Below are 18992 nucleotides of genomic sequence, written 5' to 3'. Positions count from 1 at the left end.
TCTTTATCTGTCTCTACTTTACCTGACTCATTTAATTGATGGTCTATGGCAAAAGATACTGTTACATGCTGTTCAGCATTATGCGTGCCAACTTTTTTATTTTTATATTTATCATATAGATACGAGTTAGTGTTTCACTGTGTATTTTGTGTATCACTTGGCTAGATGACAGTGTTTCGACAGTTTTGTATCACCTCATAACTGATTTGGTTGATAGCAATAACGAAGAATCCTTTTAGGGTCAGAGAGTAGCGGGTCGTGGTGACATTTTTGCTGGAGGCTTACCGTATCAGCGTCCGGCGGGGATGCGGGTTGCTGATGCAGAGCAGAATCGTTTACCACTGGCAGAGCCAGCGTGACGATCGGGCGATAACCCTGCGTATCCGGGAAATAGCGGAACCCCGGATACGCTACGGTTGCCCGCGTATTCATATTCAGTTGCGCCGGGAGGGATTGCCTGTTAACCACAAGAAAACCCACCGGATTTATTGTCCGGAAGGCCTGAACCTGCGCAGAAAACGCCCCCGCAGACATGTCAGTGCAGCACGCCGTCAGCAGCGCCCGGTCCTGACGCATGTCGATCAGTGCTGGAGTATGGATTTTGTGCCAGATAATCTGTTTAACGGGCGGCGTTTTCGGGCGCTGACTGTAGTGGATAATTTTAGTCGGGAATGCCTGGCGATCCATGCCGGAAAATCGTTAAAAGGCGAGGATGTGGCCAGAATAATGGAGGCACTGCGGGTGCCGGATAAGCGGCTGCCGGTACGAATCCAGACGGATAACGGCAGCGAGTTTATCTCAAAAAGTCTGGATAAATGGGCGTATGAACACGGCGTCACAATGGACTTCTCGCGCCCCGGAAAGCCGACAGATAACCCGTTTATTGAATCATTTAACGGCAGTCTGCGGGATGAATGCCTGAACAATCACTGGTTCCTGTCACTGGAAGATGCGCAGGAAAAACTCGGCAACTGGCGCAGGGAATACAATCATGAGAGAACGCATTCATCATTAAATGACATGACTCCGGCTGAATTTATCCGAAGTCTCTGGAAAGACGAAGATCTCTGATTTAGCACTGTACTGATTTTGGGCCAGGGTCAAAAGCTTACTTAGCTACAGGGAGATTATTACCAGTAATAACGCGTATCACTCCATCTGACGGTTCGCCAGCCTCGACAAGTGAATCCAATATCTCCGCCATGAACTTTTTCATCACTGATAACAACAATTCCTTCGCCAATTTTAGCATTTTTTATTTTTCGGTTTCTTTATTCTTAAATACTGTTTCCGACTCTTGTTCATAATCATAAATTAATACTCAGCACATCATGACTGATGGTAGTTATCGGGGTAACAGAGCACATACTTTAAAATAATTATTCATACTGTGTTATTACGGAAAGATTTTAACCTAATGCGTGTCAGTCAGGCACGCAGATAAAAAATAACCGGAGACAAAAGTTAAACAAAATGCTGTTAGCCGGAAATACCAGTATTGTTCTGTTGTCCGCTGCAGTCAGTCCGGTATGGGTAGACGATAATGCCAGTGCAGCGTCCTGCTTTTTTACCTGTATGTTGAATAACCATTGCAATAAATCATTATAGGATTACATCTGTTTATTATTGCCTGATCCGGAGTGAGTCTTTATGAAAAGTCGTTATTTAGTATTTTTTCTACCACTGATCGTAGCTAAATATACATCAGCAGAAACAGTGCAACCCTTTCATTCTCCTGAAGAATCAGTGAACAGTCAGTTCTACTTACCACCACCGCCAGGTAATGATGATCCGGCTTTCCGCTATGATAAGGAGGCTTATTTTAAGGGCTATGCGATAAAGGGTTCCCCGCGATGGAAACAAGCTGCTGAGGATGCAGATGTAAGCGTGGAAAATATAGCCAGAATATTCTCGCCAGTAGTGGGTGCTAAAATTAACCCCAAAGATACGCCAGAAACCTGGAATATGTTAAAGAATCTTCTGACAATGGGCGGCTACTACGCTACTGCTTCGGCAAAAAAATATTATATGCGTACTCGTCCCTTTGTCTTATTTAATCATTCCACCTGCCGTCCTGAAGATGAGAATACTTTGCGAAAAGATGGCTCTTACCCTTCCGGGCATACTGCTTATGGTACACTTCTGGCATTAGTATTATCCCAGGCCAGACCGGAACGCGCGCAGGAGCTCGCCAGACGTGGATGGGAGTTCGGGCAAAGCAGAGTGATATGCGGTGCTCACTGGCAAAGCGATGTTGATGCTGGCCGTTATGTGGGAGCAGTAGAGTTTGCAAGGCTACAAACAATCCCGGCTTTTCAGAAGTCACTGGCAAAAGTTCGTGAGGAGCTGAACGACAAAAATAATTTATTGAGTAAAGAAGATCACCCCAAACTTAATTACTGAAGGTGAAAGTCTTCCCGCAAACTGGCCACAGCAAATGAAAGGAAGTGCAACTGCGTAGGGGCGACCGGGCGTGAGACTGTAATTAAAATTGTGTAAGTGCCTGTTTTTGATATGTTCACTCCAACAACAGAGACAGGCAATTATGGACGAAAAGAAACTTAAAGCCCTTGCGGCTGAAGTGGCTGAAGGCCTTAAAACCGAAGCCGATCTCCATGCTTTTTCCCGCATGTTGACGAAGCTTACCGTCGAAACAGCGCTCAATGTGGAGCTGGCTGACCACCCCGGGTATGAGAAAAATGCGCCCAAAACAGGCTCAAACACCCGCAATGGCTACTCGTCAAAAACGGTGTTATGCAATAACAGCGAGATCGAACTGAACACGCCGCGTGACCGTGAAAATACCTTCGAACCACAGCTGATTAAGAAGCACCAGACGCGTATTACGCAGATGGACAGCCAGATTTTATCCCTCTGCGCCAAAGGCATGACTACCCGCGAAATCGTTGCCACCTTCAAAGAAATGTACGACTCCGATGTGTCGCCCACGCTGATATATAAAGTCACCGACGCCGTAAAAGAGCCGGTCATTGAGTGGCAAAACCGACAAATGGATACGCTGTATCCCTTTGTTTATATGGACTGTATGTTGTCAAAGTTCATCAGAATGGCAGTGTGATAAACAAAGCAGTTTTCCCTGCGCTGGGGATCAATACCGAAGGTCAGAAAGCGTTGCCGGCATGTGGCTGTCCGGAAATGAAGGCACAAAGTTCTGGCTAAGCGTGCTGACGGAGCTGAAAAAGCGGGGCCTTCAGGACATCCTGATTGCCTGTGTGGACGGTCTGAAGGGCTTCCCGGATGCGATAAACAGCGTCTTCCCGAAATATCCGCAAATCAGCAAAAGCTGGCGTGCGCACTGGGAAAACCTCAATACGCTCTTCAGTTATCCGCCGGATATCCGCAAGACCATCTACCATCTACACTACAAACGCAGTCGAATCCCTGAACAGCGTGATCCGTGCCGCGATTAAGAAACGCAAAGTGTTCCCGACGGATGACTCGGTACGAAAAGTTATTTATCTGGCAATCAAGGATGCATCAAAAAAATGGAGTATGCCGATCCAGAACTGGCGGCTGGCGATGAGTCGCTTTATTATCGAGTTCGGTGACCGCCTGAGCAATCACCTTTAATATATTAGCAGTTACATAGAATTACTGACAGGCTCAAAAAAAGAGACCAGATTTCAGTCTCTTTTTTATCACTCATAATAATAGTCAGTTATTTTCTTTTATTTAGCTCTTCCATAAAATTTACCCAATTTTTATATTGATAATCAAGATTGCGAATCTCGTCTGAGATGGTTGATTGCTGCTGTATGAGACCACGTTTCTTTGCTATCAACTCTTGTAAACCATCATCGAGCACCTTCATTTTCGCTTTTATCTTCTCATTAATTTCATTATATTTCACGGAGTATTCTTCTTTATGTTTTTCTAATACAGCACGTTTCTCCGCCCTTATGTCATCAAAATCACTCAACCTGTAATTCTTTAATTTTTCCCGGCGAGCCTTCATTGCTGGGTCGAAAACTTCAGCATTGTACTTCTTCTCAAAATAATAAGGAGCATTTTCTTTATTAAAGAGTTCCAGCTCTTTATTCAAATCACGCTGAACAAAATAACGGCTTTGTGTTTTTCCATCTTCCCCTTTCCCCCAATACTCATCGATTTCTTTATTAACAACTAATATATTAGTTTTAACTTTTGCGATATCATTATTTAATTCGTTTAGTTTTAATTTCTTCCTGGCATATTCATCTTTAATTGCATTTATTTTATCATCAAACCCTGCTCCATCCATGATGATATATTTATCGTCAGTTTCAACATTAGGAATTGGATTGCCTTTTGGTGTTTCTGACATTTGTAATGAAGAAAATATTGTTTTCCATCCAGTATCTTTATTACCAAGACTGTTCAAAGTTGCTGAGAATTTAATATCCTTGCCTTTATCCCACGATTTTTGAACAACAATATAATCAGTTAACGAGGCAACTGGCGTATACAGATCGTAGCCAGTAGAAAGTAAGCCATCAGCAGCATATGTTCTCTTATTTCCATCAACCGATGTTTCCTTGATATCAATTGAATCAAGGATAAGACGCCCATGAAATTGATTACTAAATTGTTCTTTCAAGACTTTCTCTGTAGGGGTGTTATCGTCACCGCATCCGCTAATTAATAGCGAAACCAATAAACCACACAAAAATTTTCCATTCATAACATTCATCCCAGAAATTAATAATATGCAATAAAATCATTTCAGCATCACACAACGAGTTAGCAAATTCAATATTTAATGATGTGTTATTTTCATTATAATACTGTGTCTTTATTTTTAAACCACCAGGACTCGCTATCTTAATGAAAGACAATACCTCTAATAAATCAGATAGTTGGAAAGTAATTTTTTAATGGGCTGGCTGAAGCCATTAAAATGATTTTTTCAATCATCCTTACTGTAGCCGGAGGTAAAGCTGTTACTTCAACTGACGATGAAGAACAACAGGCAGACTACAGAAATGGACTGATCCTACCCGCGTAATATGGACACAACCCTAAGCAAGGTTCTGGTTTTCAAATTGTTCCGGACTGAGACTGCCACAGGCACTGTGACGACGCCATTGATTGTAATCACACTCGATATCATTAAACACTGCTGTCCGCATTATTTCCCAGCTGGCAAAGTCCTCTCCGTGGATACGTTCCACCTTCAGCGTGTGAAAGAAGCTTTCTGCACAGGCATTGTCATAACAACAGCCTCTGGCGCTCATACTCCCCCGCAGATTATGTCGTTTCAGTAAGCTCTGCTAATCCGTTGAATAGTACTGACCACCTCTGTCTGTATGCACGCTGACTTTTCCCAGTCGTTTACGCCGCCATTGCACCATCTGTAACGCATCTCAGGCTGGCCGCCACGGTTTTTATGTTATACATCCGTCAGGCGTGGCGCACCATAGCGCTGTTTGCGTCACTGAATGCCTCCCGGACGACGTTATCACAGACAAGGCGGAACTGCTGACGCTGGTTTATCTGATGACGACGCTGATGCCAGACGTACCAGCCACTACGGGCAGCCTGAAGTACACGGCACATGGCTTTGATACTGAATTCAGCCTGATGTTTTTCGATGAAGACATACTTCATTTCAGGCGCTTCGCCAAGTATGCCGCGGCCTTCTGGAGAATGGCCAGTTCCTCATCCCCTTCTGCCAGTGGACGTTTTAGATGGGCAATCTCTGCGGGCATCGCCTGTTCGCGGTCAGAAGAAGAGAGCTGATTTTGCTGTTTGCTTCGTCAGTTATAGAGTTGTGATTCATACAGGTTAAGCTCGCGGACGGTAGCGGCCACCCCAATGCGTTCAGCCAGTTTCAGGGCTTCCTGACGAAATTCAGGCGTGTGCTGCTTGCGTGGCTTTTTGGTGGTTGATGCTGGTTTTTTCATATGAGTCACCTCTTGCTTGAGAGTTTACTCACTTAGTCACGTGACCACTATTGCTGGGTAAGATCAAAGATCCTCAATAACGTGTTACACCGTTTTTCATAAAGCCAACCATACGATTGAATGCTTCCCCTCCCCCTCAAACTTCCGGATATCGCTACACCGTCTACCCGCCGCAGTATATATTTACCGCGTTGTATGCCTTTCCTGGCCGAGAGCGTTAATATTTACCTCCAGGATAAACCTTATCACAAATTAACATCAGATCTTATACCTCATGCTAACTACCTCCATGAAATTAAAGAGCTATTCTCTAAAAGATTAAAGGCAATTATTACTTAATTCAAATTTTAAAGAGATAAATTGATAATAACATGAGCCAATTCTTGTAAATTTCCATCTTTTTTTTATACGCGACATAGTTTTTTAACGATACTATAATATGTAGAAATGCAATATAAAATAGCATTTTCCATAGAAAATGAAAAGATCGCCACCTGATACCTTAAGTTCGCAAATAATTATATAGCTATATATTAGTTTTTTTTGAAATATTTTTCAGAATAATTTTTGATTTACACGCACATTTAATAAAAGGAAATTATCATGCTAAAAGTATTTAATCCCTCACCTGTCCAGGTGGGGAGCATTGAATGTTTACAATCAGCGCAAAACTGGCAGAGGAAATCCTTATCACTTCAGGGATTAAATTTACTGCAGTCCGTACTCATCAAGCTCACCACGGGTAAAATTTCAATTACGACATCGTCCGGGGAGTATATTACGGCATCAGGGCCAATGTTAATATTTTTAGCTAAAGATCAAACTATTCATATCACTATGGAAGAGACTCATGAACAGTTAAATTATAACTTAATTGAATTAGATTCAGCGTCAATAAAAAATGCTTATAATTTTTTTCTGTATGAACATGCAGACTTTTCGGCCCCATTAACAAAACCGACGACAAAACATCTGTTAGCGCCAATAGAAACAGGCGTAGCAAGAGTATTCAACCTCTTACACTCTTCAAATAAAAGCCAAAAACTGTCCCAAGATAAAAAGGAATATTTAATAAGATTTCTACTTTCAGAATTCATCTATGAACCCGAAGCATTTGCTCTCTTCAGAGAACTATCGCAAAATACATTAGCCGAAAACATTTATAATATTATTATAAGCGACATAAGTCGAAAATGGGCGCTCAAGGATATTTCTGACTCACTCTATATGAGTTGTTCCACATTAAAAAGGAAATTGAAACAAGAGCACACCTCATTCAGCGAAGTTTACCTTAATGCGCGAATGAATAAAGCGACAAAACTTCTACGCAATAGTGAATATAATATTACTCGAGTGGCTTATATGTGTGGTTATGATAGTGCTTCTTATTTTACATGCGTTTTTAAAAAACATTTCAAAACTACACCATCGGAATTTTTAGCGTTTTTATCTTCCTCTCGTCATCAATATGTTAATTGAGATATCTGACAATGCAGTATAAGAACAAAGCAAAACACATTAATATAAGAGATGGGATTTTGTTGCTCGCTAAAAAATTCGATCTAACGTTGAGCGAGAAAAAAGTTATTTATTACGTGGCAGCAGGATTATCTGTTAAAAGTTGCTCAAATTTATTAGATCGAAATATAAAAACGATTTCAACACAAAAGAGATCAGCCTATAAAAAAATGGATATTACTACTGATGTTGAATTAATCCATTTGATGCTGAATGAGTTTTACATATCAGTCGATATTACGTAATTTTTTTCTAAAATGTTGCCAGAGTGGTAGGCAAGGCAATTCTGGATATCATCTTCAGAGATCGGTGTGATATCTACGTTGTTTAATTTAACTGTTCCCGTATAGCAATGACTGGAATTTGATAGTGCTTTGATTAAAGAAGATTTACCTGAACCTGATGTACCGATAATACCCATAAAATCTCCGGGAACAGCAGTGAATGAAAGCTGTTCAATCAGTGTTCGTTCCGCAAACGCTATGGGGTAATTCTTCGCTGTCTATCGGCTGGCTGACGATCGACTCTACTCCGCCAGTGTTGATAACGATACCGGTAACTGGCATGTTTCTGTTCCGCAATCCGCTATTCTGTCGGGGGGGGGGGGAGAATCAGTACATCATTACGGCCACCGATCCCGCCGGGAATAGCGCCACCGCCAATGGAACATTTACAGGCACATCGCCGACGTAAAACCCGGTTAACAAGAGTTCCGGCGTAGATGAAATGATTTCGCTTAGCGAGGCGACATGGCATTCGGTAAGTGTTGATGAAGAATATTATGCCTGATAACTAAACATCACCCTGCGAGGTCTCTTCGAAGGCCTCCTGAAAAAAACAGAGTAATATTTATTGTCTGTTAATTATTACAGGGAGAGTTAATTTATAAAAAAAAGCGGCAGACTACGCTGCCGCAAATATGAGGAGGACAATTACCGTTACGCTACACCACAAAGTAATCCGTTACTGAGGTAAGTAAAACATAAATATCCCCAACAATGAATCAACGAATCAAGCAATCGTCAAATCATGGTATTAATAACCTTGTTCTGTTTTAGCATACTGTGACAGTAAAAATAGATTTTAGTCATTCTGTATATCACACGAAAATTTATAAAACAGATTTGGTTCACTCACAATATACAAATTATTTTCATTATCCATGGCAATCCCTTCTGGCTGGGGGATATCGTCTCTGAGCCCTGACCACTCCGCCGTCAGGAACAATCGATCGCGCACCCGCCACTCGGAACTGACCTCAAGAATCATTTTTGACTCGTCCGACAATACCAGCAGCGAATCCGTTGGGGCATGGTATTCAAGTCCGGAGACATCGCTCACACTTGCAGTGATGGCAGAAGGCAACGCTCTGGTGATACCATTTTTGCTCATCTCTACTTCTTTGATCATAATGGGTTTTCTTTCTTTTGCGGCATATAATCTCTCATTTTTCGCATCCCATGCCGTACCTTCCAGCCCTTTATTTTTTGCTTTGTCATAGCCCTCAAGCTTCACCATGGAGATTATCTGCATGGTGCCGCGCTGAATATCCACCTGTGTTTTATAGACCGCGCCATCTTTCTCACTGCCTATCTGGAACTGGTTGCCCCCACTCCATGCAATAGACTCCGGGTCGTGGATGCCCTGGAGCGGCATCCGCCCTACCAGCTGCCCTTCTGTCGTTAACCAGACCAGTTCAGGGGGATTATTAATAACGGCGAAAAGCATCCTGTCTTCGGCGGAGTAGGTCAAACCTGAAAGGTTACTCTTAACTCCTGCGACTGGTTTTTGCTGAATAACCGCTTTATAACTACTCAGTGCTAGCGCCGAGGGTTTATCACCATATTTGAGGATCAGTTGATAAACATAGCGTATATCGTCCCTGACCATAAATAAAATCACGCCCAAGAGTACAACCACAATAACGCGTTTTAGTAATCTCATAAAAAATCCATAGCAGATCGCGTCACGACTGATGTCGTAACGCATTTCTTAAAAATAAAGCCGATGTCCGATAGAATCGTTATTCGGTTATGGCGAGCGCCATTAGCATAGGCAAAATGAAATAGTGAGGGTTATCACAAAAAGCCCGATTTTAATCACTAACGTACCCTTTTTGTAAATTGACATAATCAAGAGGAGGGTAGTTTCAGCTAATTATTTAAATAGTACGTCTGCAAATTCGCCCCTGTATGCAGGGCAAATGACAAAAAGTGATAATTAATGAGATGTAACACCGCAATCTGATCTGCTATTGCTGCTCCCACTTCTATTCAACCGGGCAGCAAAAAAAATGAAACTCAACCTTATTACCGTCAGCCTGGCTACGCTCGTTGCCGCTGGCGCATTCCCGGCCCATGCTGGTCCTCAGGCGCATGTCGTGTGCGGCTATCACCACACGCTGGGCGATGACGCGATTATGATGTTTGATAAAGCGAATCAGGCGATGTGGCATGACTTTTTTGGCAACACCCACACCGACGCGGTCTCTACCTACCAGACGTTGCGCGCGCAACCAGATACCACCTGTGATAATAAAGCCGACAGCTCCGCTTACTGGGCGCCGTCCATGAAATTACCCGATGGTGAAATCGTAAATCCCGCCTACCAAAAGACCTATTATCAATCCACAAATGTTGCGCAATATCCGCTCCATCCATTCCCGGCCGGGCTGGAGTTACTGGCAGGCGATCATCACGGTACTGGCCCCAGTTCCGCAATCACCTTTTTATGTGCCAACGGCAAAGGTTACACCAACAAGGTAGGCGAAATATGCGGCCTGCGTAAAGCGGGCGATGCCGTCCAGTTTAATATCGGGATCGCTTTCCCCAACTGTTGGGATGGCGTCAACCTGAAACCGACCCATAGCCACAATAACGCTATCTATGCCGACCACGGGAAATGTTCCGCAGACTATCCGGTCAAAATCCCGACGGTTAATATGAACATCGCCTGGGTACTCCCGCAGATCTCCTCGCTGGATACGTCCAAAGTAGAATTGTCGATGGACCCGGTAATGCATGGCGAAACCCGGGCAGAGCGCTGGGGAAGTCTTTATACCGCCCATGCCGATTTTATGAATGGCTGGACGGAAGATGGCGCGCAGTTTATGACGGATCTGTGTATGAATCAGGGACTGGATTGCGGCACTACGGTTCCTTACGCCTACAGTAAAGCGGAAGAAAATACCTGGGTAAGCAGCGAAGACGACAAGCCTCATGCCAGCGTCGATACCTTGTACGTACAGGATGACTGGACAAATGGCGGACGCACGCAGCACCCGGAAACGCTCACGCTGGTGAAATTTAAGATCCCGCCCCTGCCTGCCAATATGGACACTTCGCTATTCAAATACCGTATTCGCCTTTTTGGCGGCAAAACGGAAACGAACGGCGCCGATCAAATTTTCTTTTACCCGACCAGCAATGACTGGCACGTCAGTACCGTGTCCTGGAACAATAAACCGGCGATCAACTACCGTTCCGATGCCGTGTTATATCTAAACCATTCACATGAGTATCGCATGGTTGATGTCGATAAAGCGGTGCGCAAAGCGCTGGCGGAAGGGAAAACGGAAATATCCTGGTATATCGGCGGCGACCGTCAGGGAAATCACTACGATTTCACGCCAGCGGACTCAAAACAGAGCCTGGTGCTGATGCTGACCGGTTTCAAAAAGACGCCGGAGCTGTAATAGTAAACTGTGCCCGCTGACGCAACAGCGGGCACGATGGCGGCACAAGCATTATGGCACGCCATCAAAACCTGACCAATACCTCAGAAAAACAACCGTTTATTCTCAGGCTGTAGTCCCTGTTGCTGCTGAACATCCTGCAAATAACAGGTCGCTACGATGGCAAGCCGGGCATAGAAGGCGCTAACGGTATTGCGTTGCAGCAATTCCAGATAGCGGAATCCCCAGGGCAGCAGATGCGCCTCCAGTAACCGGTTGGCCGCCACGTTGTCGCCTCGTGCCAGCAGATCGCTACAGGCTAATAGCATCAGGCCAAACTGATCTTCCGGCTCGCGTTCACGGTCAGTGAATACCATGCCCTGCGCCTGTAAAAAAGCTCGATAATCGGCGGTGGTTTCCCCCATCAGCAAATTATCTTTTTCCAGATAGACCGATCCCCAGGGCGGGACGGGCATCTTTCCCTGGCCTTCAAACAACACGGAAAATTGCCATGTAAGCGCATCATCATCCGGTAGCGACCATGACGCACACAGTGATTCAATATGTCCGCGATCGCGCCAGGGGTAAAGCTCAGGCAACGTTGGCAAACAGTCGAACAACGCTTTCACCTCCGGCCTCTCAGGGGAGAAGTAAAACAGTGCGCCGAGGATACGCGGCAAAACAGCACGGGAAGGCATAGCAATAGCTCCTGAAATATTTCGCCTGATAACGCTACGCTTATCAGGCTTACATGGCATAAACCGGGCAAAAAACTACATTGGCAGCGTCCACAGATTGTAAAACGCAATCCTACCCGCCAACTCCGCCGCGATAACCACCACTGCCGTCATGGCCAGCACCGCAGCGCTCGATTTCAGGCGCGCGCAGACCACCACCCCGACCACGCCCGCCGCCAGCAATATCGCCTGGGCGGTAAACCAGCTATGCTGCGCGGCGGTCAGAGCGCTATCGGCGCTCATCAGCGTCGCCATATAGCCCGGGCGCAGACAAAAGCTCACCAAAATCGCCAACACGCTGACCAGTAGCCCCAGACGGCGCACGCCAAACAATGCCGCCAACGCGCCGCCGCCAATCAACGGCGTCAATATCATCATTGCCGTGGTGTAAGATGAACGCCAGGTCGCCACCGTCGGCAGTTGGTAAATCTGCGGAACGGCGTATAAGAAGACCACCCCGACTATCGCCGCCAACCATACCAACGCGTTACACAGCGGCGTCGCCCGGTTCAGCAACAAACCGAGCGCCCCCAGACCGCCGAGCGCTGCAAAAGCCGCCGACAAGACAATCTCGTTACTCATCGGCGAATGTCCGACGCGCAGCAGCATATTCAGCGCGCGCAGCGGTTGCCCGACGTGGAAGATGCCGACAATGACGCCCAGCCCAAACAGGCACATCACCGAGAACAGACCAATAGCCTTGCGCCGCGGCGCGACCAGCCCCATTGCGCCGCCAATCAGCAGCAGAATAAACGCGCCGACCGCGCTCTGGGTAAAGACCGTAAAAAAGACCAGCGGTAACTCATGCATGGCGCACCTCCCGAATGTTCATGATTGCGCCTTCCGTATCGCCCGTGGGTCTCGCTTTCGGATGCGGTTTAATAATGAGGTTAGGATGGGTGAACGACGCTGAAGGCAGCGGCGCGATTTGATTCTCCGTGCCATATTTTGCCCGTAATTCATCGACAGGGCCGAAATCCAGCGCTCGCTGAGGGCAAGAATCCACACAAATAGGGCGCAGATTGTTCTCCAGTCGGTCAAGACAACCGTCGCATTTACGCATCACGTTCGCCTGCGTATCAAACTGCGGCGCGCCGTAGGGGCAGCGCATTTCACAATAGCGACAGCCGACGCATACGCTGTCATCCACCACTACCAGACCATCTTCTTTGCGTTTATGCATCGCCCCGGTCGGACAGCCGGAGACACATACCGGCTCATCGCAATGGTTACAAGCAATAGAGAGGTAGTAGGTAAAGGTGTCGTGATGCCAGCTTTCCCCCTCTTTCACCCAGCTTCCGCCGCCATATTCATAGACGCGGCGCAGTTTCGGACCGACATCCAGATCTTTATTATCCTTGCAGCTTACCTGGCAGGTTTTACAGCCTGAACAGCGCGAAGAGTCAACATAAAAGCCATACTGTTTCATCGTACATCACTCCTTAAGCGCGTTTAATTTCAACCAGATTGGTATGCTGCGGATTGCCTTTCGCCAGCGGCGAAGGATGGTGGCTGGTCAGCGTATTGATACAGCCGCCGACATCAACGCCGTTGCCGTCAAGCCGCGTCCACGCGCCCTGCGGCATCGCCGCCACGCCGGGTAAAATGCGCTGGGTCACTTTACAGGGAAGCTCCACCACGCCGCGGTCATTGAATACATGCACCCGATCGCCGGACTTCAATTGGCGGGCGCTGGCGTCAATCGGGTTAATCCAGACTTCATCCGGCACCGCCTCATGCAGCATCAGCACATTGCTGTAGGTCGAGTGGGTATGCCCTTTGGTATGGAAGCCGCTTAACTGCAACGGATACTTCGCCGTCAGCGCTTTGTTAAGGTGCGACTCTTTCGCCGGACAAAATTCCGGCAATGCGGGAATTCGCTCGCCTTCTGGCAAAGTCCATGCTTGCGCCAGATCCGCCAGCGCCTGGGAGTAAATTTCAATTTTGCCCGACGGCGTGGAGAGTGGGTTAGCCTCGGCGTCGGCGCGGAAATCGGCAAACGCAAGGCTCTGCTGCTCGGTCGCGATACGCTGGTCAATCACGCCCATCTCTTTCGCCACGCTCCACTCCGGCAGGTATGGACGTTTCTCACGGATCTGCTGATAGTGCATCTCCGCCCACTGCGCCTGAGTTCGGCCCTCGGTATATTGCTCGCGCAGTCCAAGATGCCCGGCGATATCCGCGCAGATGTCATACGTGCTGCGCACTTCCCACATCGGTTTAACGGTTTTCTGAATCGCAATCATATAGTTATGCGATCCCGCCGCATAGGAGCTGTCCACCAGGTCTTCCGCCTCAAGATAGCTGGTCTCCGGCAACAGCAGATCCGCATACATCGCGCTGGGCGTCATATGGTTTTCAATCACGATAATGGTTTCACACAGCGATTCATCCGCGAGAATTTGACGGGTGCGGTTCGTTTCGCCGTGCTGATTCAGCAAGGTATTACCGGCCTGGTTGAAAAACAGCTTAATCCCGGTTTTTAGCCTGTCCGCGCCTTTCACGCCCATTGTCGTCGCGGTCATTTTCTCCGGATGCTGAATGGCGTCCGTCCATAAATAGCAAGGAATAGAGGTTTTGATCGGATTCTTACCGACAGGCAACAATGGCACGCCATACGGCGTACCGTAAGGCCAGTTGCCATTGTTGGTGCCGGGCCGCCCGAAGTGGCCGGTTAACGCTGGCAGCGTCTGAATAGCACGCACGGTTTGTTCGCCGTTGGCATGACGCTGCGGCCCCCAGCCCTGGCAAATATAGCAGGCGCGCGCCGAGGCGATTTCGCGCGCCAGTTGGCGAATACGCGTTGCCGGAATACCGGTGATATCCGCCGCCCATTCCGGGGTTTTCGCGATACCGTCATCGCCCGTGCCAAGAACATAATCTTTATAGCTGGCGTTAGGCGCAGCCGTGTCCGGCAATGTGCTACGGTCATAGCCGACGCAATAGCGGTTTACCAGCGCCTCGTCGAGAAGCTGTTCGGTAATCAGCGTATGCGCGATGCCGGCGACTAACGCAGCGTCCGTGGTTGGGCGAATCGGTAGCCATTCGGCGTGTTCGGTAATCACCGAATCGGTATAGCGCGGATCGATAATAATGACTCGGGCTTTCGAGGTCTCCAGCGCCCGGCGCAGCTCTTCAACCTGACCGCCGCCGGACATCCGCGTTTCTGAGAGATTCAGACCAAATAGCACCACCAGATCGGAATGCACGATCTGCGTAAAATGGCTACCGACATAATCGCCGTGGGTATAGGGCGTGGCGGTGGCGATTTGCGCCGTGGAATAGGTGTTGTGATAATTTAAATAACCGCCAGTGAGATTTAATAATCTTATCCAGGCGGGCCTGCCCTGCGTATGATAATATGCCCCGGATTGATAATTATAATAAATAGCTTCCCGGCCATATTGTTCGCTAACGCGCGTTAATTCCGCGGCAATAAAGGCCGTGGCCTCATCCCATGAAATACGTTTAAATTTTCCTTCACCGCGTTTTCCCACTCTTTTCATCGGATACTTAATGCGATCCGGGCTATAGACGCGCCAGCGACTGGAACGCCCACGCAGGCAGGGACGAATCTGATGCTCGCCGAATACCGCGTCATCTTTCGCGTCTTCCGGCTCAATGCGCACGATGCGATCATTTTTCACGATAACCTTAAGCGGGCATCGGCTGCCACAGTTGACCAGACAGGCGCTGTGCCTGACGGTTTCGTCGTTGGCATCCTTCGGTATCGGGGTATCCTGCGCCTGGGCAGTGGTAGCAAAAGGCAGCGTAATCGCCTGGCTTAGCGTCACCGCCGCCCCTACTTTTGCAGTAGCGACAATAGCATCACGTCGGGTTATGGTTGTGTTCAGCCATTTTTTTATTTCCATGTTTTATTTCTCACATTGCTTCCATAATTATTAATAATATGTAATGAAAACTAATCATAATAGATTAAACATTAGCGCTGATTGATTGTGATCAAACGCATTCTGAACGTCAGTAAAAATAAAATGTGATACCGCATACGTTATTATAAAAATTAATGAAAAATTATTTTATGTAATTCTGACGAAAATAAATTACCCATCACGGTATCCGGCGATATTAATTAACGACATGAGCAGGTAGCGCCCCCTGCAAGGTAAGACGGGCTTTTCAACACTGGAGCAACATCGCCTATGCCTTTGAATTAGACGCCTCATCAGGGATAATAACCTTACGATTCGTCCGCTCAGGTCCACTATGAAACACTCCCTGCCATGCCGGGCGTTACGCAAACGCCCCATGAAACTCGGCACCACCGTCATTCTGATGGTCAGCGCCGTTCTGTTTTCGGTGCTCGTTGTGGTCCATCTGATCTATTTTTCGCAAATCAGCAGCATGACGCGCGACGCGCTGGCAGATAAAGCGCTGGCGGTGGCTCGCTCGCTGGCGGACTCTCCGGCAATTCGCGAGGGGCTGAAAAAACCGCCTGCGGAAAGCGGCATTCAGACGCTCGCCGAAGCGGTGAGCCAGCATAATGGCTTTTTGTTTATTGTGGTGACCAACATGCAGGGCATCCGTTATTCGCACCCAGAAACGCAGCGAATCGGTCAACCGTTCAAAGGCGATGACATTCTGCTCGCGCTGCAGGGAAAGGAAAACGTTGCCATTAATCGCGGCTTTCTTGCCAAAGCGCTGCGCGTTTTCACACCGGTTTATGATGAACGTCACCGGCAGATCGGCGTGGTAGCGATTGGCCTGGAACTCAGTCACGTTACGCAGCAGATCAACAATAGCCGCGGCAGTATTATCTGGTCCATTCTGTTCGGCGCTCTGGTGGGGTTATTAGGCACGTATGCGCTGGTCAAGGTGCTGAAACGTATCCTGTTTGGCCTCGAACCCTATGAGATCTCAACCCTGTTTGAACAACGCCAGGCGATGCTGCAGTCAATCAAAGAGGGCGTTATCGCCGTGGATGATAGCGGCGAAGTCACGTTGATTAACCATGCGGCGCAGGCGCTGCTCGATTATCGAAAAACGCAGGATGACGCCAGATTATCCACCCTGAGTCATGCCTGGTCGCAGGTGGTGGACATTAGCGAAGTGTTGCGTGACGGTACGCCGCGCCGCGATGAAGAGATCATCGTCAAAGGCCGCCTGCTGCTGGTGAATACCGTTCCGGTGCGCAGCAACGGCGAAATTATCGGCGCGATATCCACCTTCAGGGATAAAACAGAAGTTCGCCAACTGATGCAGCGGTTGGACGGGATGGTGAACTACGCGGATGCGCTCCGTGAACGATCCCACGAATTCATGAACAAATTACATGTGATTCTGGGATTATTGCACCTGAAGAGTTATAAGCAGCTTGAAGCGTATATTATCAAGACGGCCAATAACTATCAGGAAGAGATCGGTTTGCTGCTGGGTAAAATAAAGTCGCCGATTATCGCTGGCTTTTTGCTCAGTAAGATTACTCGCGCCTCTGATTTCGGGCACAGCCTGGTGATAAGCAGCGACAGCCAGTTACCGGATAATAACAATGAAGATCAGGTTACGGTGCTGATTACGGCGCTGGGTAATTTGATTGAAAACGCGCTGGAAGCGTTGAGCCAGGAATCCGGCGGAGAAATCAGCGTCTCGTTACACTACCGTCATGGCTGGCTGCATTGCGAAGTGAGCGATGACGGTCCGGGTATCGAACCTGAGCGCATCGAGGCGATTTTTGAAAAAGGCGTCTCGTCGAAAGGCGCCGAACGCGGCGTCGGTTTAGCGCTGGTTAAACAGCAGGTTGAAGCGCTTGGCGGCGTAATTTCCGTGGAGTCCGAGCCTGGGATCTTCACACAATTTTTTGTACAGTTACCCTGGGATGGAAAAAGGACCAGCCTATGATCAATGTATTAATTGTCGATGACGATGCGATGGTCGCGGAGTTAAATCGCCGCTATGTCGCGCAAATCTCCGGTTTTCATTGTTGTGGAACCGCTTCGACGCTGGAAAAAGCGAAAGAGTTTATCTTCAACAGTGAAAATCACATTGACCTAATCCTGCTGGATATCTACATGCAGCAGGAAAACGGATTGGATCTGCTGCCTGTCCTGCACAGCGCAGGCTGCAAAAGCGACGTTATTGTCATTTCTTCTGCCGCTGACGCCGCCACCATTAAAGATTCGCTTCACTACGGCGTGGTGGATTATCTGATCAAGCCTTTTCAGGCCACGCGCTTTGAAGAAGCGCTGACCGGCTGGCTACGTAAGAAAACGGCGATGGAAAAACGCCAGTATTACGAACAGTCTGAGCTTGACCTGCTCATTCACGGTAATTCATCCAGCGAGCAGGAGCCTCGCCGGCTGCCAAAAGGGCTGACGCAGCAAACGCTACGCACCTTATGCCAGTGGATTGATGCGCATCAGGAGCAGGAATTTTCTACCGACGAGTTGGCCAACGAAGTGAATATCTCGCGCGTCTCCTGCCGTAAATATCTCATCTGGCTGGTGAATTGCCATATCTTGTTTACCAGTATTCATTACGGCGTGACCGGCAGGCCGGTTTACCGCTACCGTGTTCAGCCGGAACATTACTCTTTACTGAAACAATATTGTCAGTAAGGATACCGCATAAAGCCGACGCGAAACGTTATATCCTGGTAACATTTATTATAACAATGCCAATAAAAACGCTATCACATTAATAACAAACCTGGGAAATTGTGTCAGATCAAATATACTCAACCCAGGCCTGTTAACGTTATTTTCTATTATTACAGCGCTCTGCGCTGTTTTTAATTTCAAAACGCTAACAAAAGTTAATTAAGTATTATCCCATGCCGAGAGTGTGTATTTTTATTAAAAAAGGGATTTGTCCGGAATTTTCCTGACACTTAAATAAAATTATGTTTGTAGCAATGGAGCTTGTGCTACGCCTATGGACAATACGTATATTGGTGAGCAGATACGCGTCTCCACACGCCATACTAATAATTTAAAAAAATGGCGTGACAATGATCACATAAGTCACATTCTGTTCGATTTATCTCGTGATTTACCTGATGGCGAGACACAAAAATTAAATAATAAACGCCTGTTTTTAAAACAGACAAATCATAATTTACTGATCTCGCTGACTCCACCTGCCCATCGCCAGAGGGTGCTTCCCTCTGAACATCACCATCGCAAGAAAATAATTACTTAAAGC

The 18992-nt window shown here is 47.3% G+C and carries 14 protein-coding genes and 6 pseudogenes; 12 read left to right on the top strand and 8 right to left on the bottom strand.

Going from position 1 to position 18992, the window contains the following annotated elements:
- Positions 1-252 precede the first annotated feature (252 nt).
- From ACLJZ5_RS17990 to ACLJZ5_RS17980, 3 genes and pseudogenes are all read left to right on the top strand, one after another.
- A pseudogene (locus ACLJZ5_RS17990) lies at positions 253-1071 on the top strand (IS3 family transposase); the annotation flags it as partial.
- Positions 1072-1650: 579 nt separating this feature from the next.
- Positions 1651-2403 carry a non-specific acid phosphatase gene (locus ACLJZ5_RS17985; protein WP_023181278.1) on the top strand — a complete coding sequence of 251 codons (753 nt, stop codon included), beginning with the start codon at positions 1651-1653 and terminating at the stop codon, positions 2401-2403.
- Between the two features lie 142 nt (positions 2404-2545).
- A pseudogene (locus ACLJZ5_RS17980) lies at positions 2546-3591 on the top strand (IS256 family transposase).
- A gap of 88 nt (positions 3592-3679) precedes the next feature.
- Here the strand turns inward: ACLJZ5_RS17980 and ACLJZ5_RS17975 are convergent.
- On the bottom strand, positions 3680-4681 hold the full coding sequence (locus tag ACLJZ5_RS17975) for a DUF1202 family protein (protein ID WP_031617839.1): 1002 nt from the start codon (positions 4679-4681) through the stop codon (positions 3680-3682).
- Between the two features lie 337 nt (positions 4682-5018).
- Positions 5019-5903 (bottom strand): annotated as a pseudogene (locus ACLJZ5_RS17970) (IS3 family transposase).
- Between the two features lie 116 nt (positions 5904-6019).
- Between ACLJZ5_RS17970 and ACLJZ5_RS17965 the strand changes: the two are divergent.
- The 3 genes and pseudogenes from ACLJZ5_RS17965 to rtsB all read left to right on the top strand — a co-directional run bounded on the left by ACLJZ5_RS17965 (position 6020) and on the right by rtsB (position 7666).
- Positions 6020-6242 (top strand): annotated as a pseudogene (locus ACLJZ5_RS17965) (hypothetical protein).
- Positions 6243-6506: 264 nt separating this feature from the next.
- A complete protein-coding gene (locus tag ACLJZ5_RS17960) occupies positions 6507-7382 on the top strand; it encodes an AraC family transcriptional regulator (protein WP_000921674.1) in 876 nt (291 codons plus the stop codon).
- Positions 7379-7666 (top strand): transcriptional regulator RtsB, encoded by a 288-nt coding sequence (gene rtsB, locus ACLJZ5_RS17955; protein ID WP_001269916.1) that lies wholly within the window; start codon positions 7379-7381, stop codon positions 7664-7666. The genes ACLJZ5_RS17960 and rtsB overlap by 4 nt, the downstream gene beginning before the upstream one ends.
- Here rtsB and ACLJZ5_RS17950 read toward each other — a convergent pair.
- Complete coding sequence (locus ACLJZ5_RS17950) at positions 7642-7842, bottom strand: ATP-binding cassette domain-containing protein (protein WP_001534538.1); 201 nt, start codon at positions 7840-7842, stop codon at positions 7642-7644. The two genes, rtsB and ACLJZ5_RS17950, sit on opposite strands and share 25 nt — an antisense overlap.
- 19 nt (positions 7843-7861) lie before the next feature.
- Between ACLJZ5_RS17950 and ACLJZ5_RS17945 the strand changes: the two are divergent.
- Both ACLJZ5_RS17945 and ACLJZ5_RS17940 read left to right on the top strand, forming a co-directional pair.
- Positions 7862-7961: pseudogene (locus ACLJZ5_RS17945) on the top strand (hypothetical protein); the annotation flags it as partial.
- Positions 7959-8210, top strand: a pseudogene (locus ACLJZ5_RS17940) (hypothetical protein). The pseudogenes ACLJZ5_RS17945 and ACLJZ5_RS17940, both read left to right, overlap by 3 nt.
- 294 nt (positions 8211-8504) lie before the next feature.
- On the opposite strand, the gene ACLJZ5_RS17935 reads toward ACLJZ5_RS17940, so the two are convergent.
- Positions 8505-9410: an SdiA-regulated domain-containing protein gene (locus tag ACLJZ5_RS17935; RefSeq protein WP_001268200.1), complete on the bottom strand. Its 906-nt coding sequence runs from the start codon at positions 9408-9410 to the stop codon at positions 8505-8507.
- Between the two features lie 304 nt (positions 9411-9714).
- Here ACLJZ5_RS17935 and ACLJZ5_RS17930 point away from each other — a divergent pair, with 304 nt between their 5' ends.
- The gene (locus ACLJZ5_RS17930; protein WP_024798409.1) at positions 9715-11115 is read left to right on the top strand and encodes a DUF1996 domain-containing protein; all 1401 of its coding nucleotides are present in this window, start codon (positions 9715-9717) and stop codon (positions 11113-11115) included.
- A gap of 83 nt (positions 11116-11198) precedes the next feature.
- Here ACLJZ5_RS17930 and ACLJZ5_RS17925 read toward each other — a convergent pair whose 3' ends face one another.
- The 4 genes from ACLJZ5_RS17925 to ACLJZ5_RS17910 form a co-directional block, all read right to left on the bottom strand.
- On the bottom strand, positions 11199-11792 hold the full coding sequence (locus ACLJZ5_RS17925; RefSeq protein WP_001542855.1) for a molecular chaperone: 594 nt from the start codon (positions 11790-11792) through the stop codon (positions 11199-11201).
- A 75-nt stretch (positions 11793-11867) separates the two neighbouring features.
- Positions 11868-12641, bottom strand: a complete 774-nt coding sequence (locus ACLJZ5_RS17920; RefSeq protein ID WP_000544921.1) for a dimethyl sulfoxide reductase anchor subunit family protein — start codon at positions 12639-12641, stop codon at positions 11868-11870.
- Complete coding sequence (locus ACLJZ5_RS17915; RefSeq protein WP_000816143.1) at positions 12634-13260, bottom strand: DMSO/selenate family reductase complex B subunit; 627 nt, start codon at positions 13258-13260, stop codon at positions 12634-12636. Before ACLJZ5_RS17915 ends, ACLJZ5_RS17920 begins: the two co-directional genes overlap by 8 nt.
- Before the next feature lie 13 nt (positions 13261-13273).
- On the bottom strand, positions 13274-15703 hold the full coding sequence (locus ACLJZ5_RS17910) for a DMSO/selenate family reductase complex A subunit (RefSeq protein ID WP_024798546.1): 2430 nt from the start codon (positions 15701-15703) through the stop codon (positions 13274-13276).
- A 355-nt stretch (positions 15704-16058) separates the two neighbouring features.
- On the opposite strand from ACLJZ5_RS17910, the gene ACLJZ5_RS17905 reads away from it, so the two are divergent.
- The 3 genes from ACLJZ5_RS17905 to ACLJZ5_RS17895 all read left to right on the top strand — a co-directional run bounded on the left by ACLJZ5_RS17905 (position 16059) and on the right by ACLJZ5_RS17895 (position 18989).
- Entirely contained in the window at positions 16059-17690 is a 1632-nt protein-coding gene (locus ACLJZ5_RS17905) for a sensor histidine kinase (protein ID WP_000682903.1), read from the top strand.
- Positions 17687-18406, top strand: a complete 720-nt coding sequence (gene dcuR / locus ACLJZ5_RS17900; RefSeq protein ID WP_000611307.1) for a two-component system response regulator DcuR — start codon at positions 17687-17689, stop codon at positions 18404-18406. The genes ACLJZ5_RS17905 and dcuR overlap by 4 nt, the downstream gene beginning before the upstream one ends.
- Positions 18407-18722: 316 nt before the next feature.
- A complete protein-coding gene (locus ACLJZ5_RS17895) occupies positions 18723-18989 on the top strand; it encodes a hypothetical protein (RefSeq protein WP_001584204.1) in 267 nt (88 codons plus the stop codon).
- Positions 18990-18992: the final 3 nt, after the last annotated feature.

Source organism: Salmonella sp. 5800 (assembly GCF_046558195.1).
Classification (GTDB): domain Bacteria; phylum Pseudomonadota; class Gammaproteobacteria; order Enterobacterales; family Enterobacteriaceae; genus Salmonella; species Salmonella enterica.
The sequence above is the reverse complement of the archived record's forward strand: the minus strand, read 5'-3'. Positions and strand labels throughout refer to the sequence as shown.